Annotated in this window: 5 protein-coding genes; 3 read left to right on the top strand and 2 right to left on the bottom strand. The window is 61.5% G+C overall.

Annotation, left to right across the window (positions count from 1 at the left end; all coding sequences use genetic code 11):
• Positions 1-158: 158 nt before the first annotated feature.
• Positions 159-1,340, bottom strand: a complete 1,182-nt coding sequence (locus tag ACW9JE_RS27915) for an acetyl-CoA C-acyltransferase family protein (RefSeq protein WP_457434588.1) — start codon at positions 1,338-1,340, stop codon at positions 159-161.
• 20 nt (positions 1,341-1,360) lie between these two features.
• Complete coding sequence (locus ACW9JE_RS27910; protein WP_457434587.1) at positions 1,361-2,119, bottom strand: enoyl-CoA hydratase; 759 nt, start codon at positions 2,117-2,119, stop codon at positions 1,361-1,363.
• Positions 2,120-2,336: 217 nt separating this feature from the next.
• On the opposite strand from ACW9JE_RS27910, the gene ACW9JE_RS27905 reads away from it, so the two are divergent.
• Genes ACW9JE_RS27905 through ACW9JE_RS27895 form a run of 3 tightly spaced genes read left to right on the top strand, consistent with a single transcriptional unit; the run spans position 2,337 to position 5,812 of the window.
• Positions 2,337-3,443 carry a polyamine ABC transporter substrate-binding protein gene (locus ACW9JE_RS27905; RefSeq protein WP_224537680.1) on the top strand — a complete coding sequence of 369 codons (1,107 nt, stop codon included), beginning with the start codon at positions 2,337-2,339 and terminating at the stop codon, positions 3,441-3,443.
• Positions 3,444-3,473: 30 nt separating this feature from the next.
• Positions 3,474-4,907, top strand: a complete 1,434-nt coding sequence (locus tag ACW9JE_RS27900; protein ID WP_457434586.1) for an aminotransferase — start codon at positions 3,474-3,476, stop codon at positions 4,905-4,907.
• Positions 4,904-5,812: a helix-turn-helix domain-containing protein gene (locus tag ACW9JE_RS27895; RefSeq protein WP_457434585.1), complete on the top strand. Its 909-nt coding sequence runs from the start codon at positions 4,904-4,906 to the stop codon at positions 5,810-5,812. The genes ACW9JE_RS27900 and ACW9JE_RS27895 overlap by 4 nt, the downstream gene beginning before the upstream one ends.
• Positions 5,813-5,966: the final 154 nt, after the last annotated feature.

Here is a 5,966-nt window from a genome sequence, read left to right as displayed (position 1 = left end):
CGTGAATCCGGAGAACTCGGTCTATCAGACAGATCTGGCGCACAGGTTTTGCGACTGCTGCGCAGCCGGACGCAGGCTTCGCCAGCTGCTACATGGGCCTGATTGGTCATAAGAATCCATGAGCCTGCCAAATCGCACAGGCCCATGGCTTTCCAGGCTTAAACGCGTTCGAAAATCGCCGCAATCCCCTGACCACCACCAATGCACATGGTCACCAGCGCATAACGCCCGCCGGTGCGATGCAATTCATGAATCGCCTTGGTAGCGATGATGGTGCCGGTCGCACCCACCGGGTGACCCAGGGCAATGCCGGAGCCGTTCGGGTTGACCTTGGCCGGGTCCAGATCCAGTTCCTGGCTGACCGCGCAGGCTTGCGCGGCGAAGGCGATGTTGGCTTCGATCACGTCCAGGTCGGCGACGGTCAGGCCGGCGCGCTTGAGGGCCAGGCGGGTGGCCGGGATCGGGCCCAGGCCCATCAATTCCGGCTCGACACCGGCGTGGGCGTAGCTGACCAGACGCGCCATCGGCTTGAGGTTGTTGACCTGTACTGCGCTGGCGGTGGCCATGACGATCGCGGCGGCGCCGTCGTTCAGGCCCGAGGCGTTGCCGGCGGTGACCGAACCGTCCTTCTTGAACGCCGGCTTCATGGCAGCCAATTGTTCCAGCGAGGTGGCACGCGGGTGCTCGTCGACGCTGAACAGCTTGGTTTCCTTGCGATCACGGATCTCGACGGCAGCGATTTGCTCGTTGAAGTAGCCGTTGGCAATGGCGTGGGCCGCGCGCTTCTGGTCTTCCAGGGCCAGGGCGTCCTGCATCTCGCGGGTGATACCGTTGCGCTCGGCCACGTTCTCGGCAGTGATGCCCATGTGGATGGACTGGAACGGGTCATGCAGGATGCCCAGCATGTAGTCGATGGCCTGGATGTTGCCCATGCGCGCACCCCAACGGGCGGCCGGCATCAGGTACGGGCCACGGCTCATGGACTCGGCACCGGCGCCGATGGCGATTTCGGCGTCGCCCAGCAGCAGGGTCTGCGCTGCGCTGACGATCGCCTGCAGGCCCGAACCGCACAGGCGGTTGACGTTATAGGCCGGGGTTTCCTTCGGAATGCCGGCGTTCATCGCGGCCACGCGAGACAGGTAGGCATCGCGGGTTTCGGTCGGGATCACGTTGCCCATCACCAGATGGCCGACGAGCGCCGGGTCCACGGCAGCCTTTTGCAGGGCGGCCTTGATCGCGGTGGTCGCGAGGTCGACCGGCGGCACGTCTTTGAGCGAGCCGCCGAAGGAACCGATGGCGGTACGGGCGGCGCTGACGACGTAGATTTCCGGGGTGTTCATGGCAGGTTTCCTTTCGGGATTTACTTATCTGTACTGCGATTGAGCAGTGCGTTCAAGGCGGTTTTGGCTTCGGTGCTGTTCAGGCGCTGAATGAACAATTGGTTTTCTTCGCGCAGGGTGGCTTGCAGTTCGGCCATGCCGGGCTGCTTCATCAATTGCCGGGACTGGCGCAGGGATTCCTGGGGCATGACCAGGAAGCGCTGGGCGACTTTCTTCGCGCCCGCCAGGCATTGCTCGCCATCATCGAAGGCTTCGTTGGCCAGGCCCCAGTCCAGCGCATCGGCACCGCTGAAACCTTCGCCCAACAGCAACAGGCGCGCGGCACGGGCCTGACCGAGGAGGCGCGGCAACAATAGGCTCGCGCCGAATTCCGGGCACAGGCCGAGATTGACGAATGGCATGCGCAGTTTGGCGTTACGGGTCACCAGCACCTGATCGCAATGCAGCAGCAGGGTGGTGCCGATACCGATGGCCGCACCGCACACCGCAGCTATCAACGGTTTCTGCAGGTGGGTCACGGCGCGCATCAGGCGAAAGGCCGGGCTGTCCAGGTGGGTCGGCGGCTCTTGCAGGAAGTCCACCAGGTCGTTGCCGCTGGTAAAGCAATTCGGACCGCCGGTGAGGATGATCACCCGCACCTCGGCGTTCTCGTCAGCGGCAAACAGCTCATCGGCCAGGCGCGTGTACATCGCATTGGTCAGGGCGTTGAGCTTGTCCGGACGGTCGATGGTCAGCGTCAGCACGCCATCGCTCAGTTGTCGTTTTATCAGGTCGGTCATCGAAGGCGCCTGCAGAGTCGGTTTGGCGGCCACTTTAAGCGTCAGGCAAACCCCGCTGCTATGACAAAACGGGTCAACCGGGTTGATGCTTTTTGCCATGTTCCGGGGCAAAACGGCGTACACACCCATTCGGGGTATGGTCCGTTTGCCTGAATCGCCCAATAGTAGGGACATCCGCTCATCCAGAGCCGAACTCGCTGAATAAGGTGCATTTGCTATGGGCAAGACACTGCTTAAGGTGATTTCCAGTCTGTTCGTTGTACCGCTGACCCTGAACGCTTACGCCGCGCAAGAGAACGACGCCAACACCCTCAGGTTGTACAACTGGGCGGATTACATCGGCGAAAAGACCCTCGCCAACTTTGAAAAAGAGACGGGCATCAAAGTCATTTATGACACCTTCGATGCCTACGAAACGGTCCAGGCCAAACTGCTCACCGGCCACTCCGGCTACGACCTGATCGTCCTGAACGCCTCGCTTGCGCCGCCGCTGATCAAGGCCAAGGTGTTCCAGCCGCTGGACAAGAAGCTGCTGCCGAGCTGGAGCAACCTCGACCCGAAAGTCATCAACGACCTGCAGGGCTTCGACCCGGGCACCACCTATTCAGCGCCCTACACCTGGGGCAGCAACGGCGTGACCTACAACGTCGACAAGATCAAGGAGCGTATGCCCGACGCGCCGATCGGCTCGCTGGCGATGATCTTCGATCCGAAGATCGTCTCGCGCTTCGCCGACTGCGGCGTGACCCTGCTGGATGCGCCGACCGAAGTGATTCCGCTGGCCCTGAAATACCTGGGCCGAGACCCGCGCAGCGCCAAGCCGGAAGACCTCAAGGCCGCCCAGGACGTGCTGCTGTCGGTGCGCCCGTACATCCGCAAATTCGACTCGGTCAACTACCTGACCAGCCTGCCCAATGGCGATGTCTGCATGGCCATGACCTGGTCCGGCGACTACGCCACCGCGATGGCCCGCGCCGAGGAAGCGAAGAAGCAGATCAACCTGGCCTACTTCATTCCCAAGGAAGGCTCGCTGATCTGGTTCGACAACATGTACATCCCGACCGACGCGCCGCACGTGGCCAACGCCCACAAGTTTCTCGAGTACCTGATGCAGCCGCAGGTAATGGCCGATGTCAGCGATTACATCAACTACGCCAACAGCAACGCGGCCGCAACGCCACTGCTTAACGCCAGCGTGCGTGATAACCCGGCGATTTATCCCGATGAAGAAGTTCGTCAGCGACTGTTCCCGCAAAAGACCCAGGACGCCAAAGACATGCGCGCCATCACGCGGGTCTGGAGCACGGTGAAGAGCGGGATCTGATCGTCAATTTGTTCAGTTTGAGGTTTTTGTATGGCGACTCCAATCAAGGCTACCCCCGTCAGTAAAGTGTTCTCCAAGGCTGAAGCAGCCGCCCTGGTCAAGGCCGACAAGGCCCACCACATGCACGGCTACCACATGTTCGACGAGCACGCCGAACAGGGTTCGCTGAACATCGTTGCCGGCGACGGCGCGTACATTACCGACACCGAGGGCAACCGCTTCCTCGATGCCGTGGGCGGCATGTGGTGCACCAACATCGGCCTGGGTCGCGAAGAGATGGCCGAAGCCATCGCCGATCAGGTGCGGCAGCTGGCCTATTCGAACCCGTTTTCCGACATGTCGAACAACGTGGCGATCCAGCTCTGCGAAAAACTCGCCAGCCTGGCTCCCGGCGATCTCGACCATGTGTTCCTGACCACCGGTGGCTCTACCGCGGTCGACACCGCCTACCGCCTGATCCAGTACTACCAGAACTGCCGCGGCAAGACCGAGAAGAAGCACATCATCGCGCGCTTCAACGCCTATCACGGCTCCACCACTCTGACCATGTCGATCGGCAACAAGGCCGCCGACCGGGTGCCGGAATTCGATTACGTCAACCCGCTGATCCACCACGTCTCCAACCCCAACCCGTACCGGGCGCCGGAGGGCATGGACGAGGCGCAGTTCCTCGAGTTTCTGGTCAAGGAATTCGAAGACAAGATTTTGTCGATTGGCGCAGACAAGGTCGCCGGCTTCTTCGCTGAGCCGGTGATGGGCTCGGGCGGGGTGATCATTCCGCCCAAGGGCTACCTCAAGCGCATGTGGGAAGTCTGCCAGCGCTACGACATCCTGTTCGTCGCCGACGAAGTGGTGACCTCGTTCGGGCGCCTGGGCAAGTTCTTCGCCTCCAAGGACGTGTTCGACGTGCAGCCGGACATCATCACCACCGCCAAGGGCCTGACCTCGGCCTATCTGCCGCTGGGCGCGTGCATCTTTTCCGACCGCATCTGGAAGGTCATCGCCGAGCCGGGCACCGGGCGCTGCTTCACCCACGGCTTCACCTACAGCGGCCATCCGGTGTGCTGCACCGCGGCGCTGAAGAACATCGAGATCATCGAGCGGGAAAACCTGCTGGCCCATGTCGATGATGTCGGCGGCTATCTGGAACAGCGTCTGGGGACCTTGCGCGACCTGCCGTTGGTGGGCGACGTGCGCTGTCTGAAACTGATGGCCTGCGTGGAGTTCGTGGCCGACAAGCGCACCAAGGCGCTGTTCGACGATGCGATCAACATCGGCGAGAAGATCCACTCCCGCGCCCAGGCCCGGGGCTTGTTGGTGCGGCCGATCATGCACCTGAACGTGATGTCGCCGCCGCTGATCCTGACGTATGCACAGGTGGACGAGATCGTCGAGATCCTGCGCGAGTGCATCCTGGAAGTGGCGGCCGAGCTTCAGGCGAGCGGCCAGTACGCCGGCCAATGACTTCATCCGTCAGGCTTTTACCCAGGGCCCGTTCTCCCGCTATGCTGCGGGGCATGAACAAACCCGACGACGATACGCTGATCGCGATGCCCTTCGGGGCATTGCACAAATGGCATGGGGGAATGCGCGAGGCATTCGCCCATATCGACGAGCCCGACGCCCTGCAATACCTCGCGTCGGCGCTGGCCCAGCTGGTGTCCATCGAATCGATGATGATCAGCCTGGAACGCAAGGACCGCCCGCCGCAGTTGCTGCATCAGCGCGGAATCGCCCAGGAGTATCAGGTGTCGATTCTGGAACGCTATTTTTCCGGCGGCTATCTGCTCGACCCGTTCTGCCTGGCGGTGGAGCAGGGCCTGGCGCAAGGCTTCTACCACCTGGAGGAAATCGCTCCGGACAACTTCTTCGACAGTGATTACTACAAGACCTACTACCTCAACGCGGGCTGTTCGGAAGACAGCTACTACATCGTCGACACCGGCAATGACACCAAGATCTCCGTCAGCCTGTACCAGGGTTTCGGCGGTGAATGCCTGCGGGTCGAACACCTGAACCTGCTGCGGGCCGTGGAACCGCTGGTGCGCGAATTCGTCAGCGAATTCAGCCACCGCGGCATGCTGCGCAACAGCGCGATCCAGTGCGACAGCGAACAGAACCTGCGCGACGACCTCAAGCATCGGGTGCAATCGGCGTTCGAGCAATTCGGCGCCGACTTGCTCACCGAACGCGAAAGGGAAGTGGCGCACATGGTGCTGCGTGGCCACTCCGTCAAATCCACCGCCAGCCAAATGAACATCTCCCCGGAGACGGTGCGCATGCATCGCAAGAATCTGTATTTGAAGCTGGAAGTGGGGTCGCAGTCGGAGTTGTTTGCGTTGTTTATTGAGTGGTTGCGAAAGCACTGAACAACGTCAACATTGCGCGATACCCCTGTGGGAGCGAGCCTGCTCGCGATGGCGGCGGCACATCCAACATCTTCGCTGAATGAAATGGCCCAATCGCGGGCAAGCCCGCTCCCACAGATTTAGCGGGTGTACGCTGGTTCAGCAAACAACCAAA

It is taken from the genome of Pseudomonas sp. SDO55104_S430, from assembly GCF_054070595.1.
This window is presented reverse-complemented; position numbering and strand designations above follow the sequence as displayed.

What these genes read in the sequence shown, in the direction of transcription:
- ACW9JE_RS27915 (WP_457434588.1), bottom strand. Translation starts at nt 1,340, where the DNA reads ATGAACACCCCGGAAATCTACGTCGTCAGCGCCGCCCGTACCGCCATC.
- ACW9JE_RS27910 (WP_457434587.1), bottom strand. Translation starts at nt 2,119, where the DNA reads ATGACCGACCTGATAAAACGACAACTGAGCGATGGCGTGCTGACGCTG.
- ACW9JE_RS27905 (WP_224537680.1), top strand. Translation starts at nt 2,337, where the DNA reads ATGGGCAAGACACTGCTTAAGGTGATTTCCAGTCTGTTCGTTGTACCG.
- ACW9JE_RS27900 (WP_457434586.1), top strand. Translation starts at nt 3,474, where the DNA reads ATGGCGACTCCAATCAAGGCTACCCCCGTCAGTAAAGTGTTCTCCAAG.
- ACW9JE_RS27895 (WP_457434585.1), top strand. Translation starts at nt 4,904, where the DNA reads ATGACTTCATCCGTCAGGCTTTTACCCAGGGCCCGTTCTCCCGCTATG.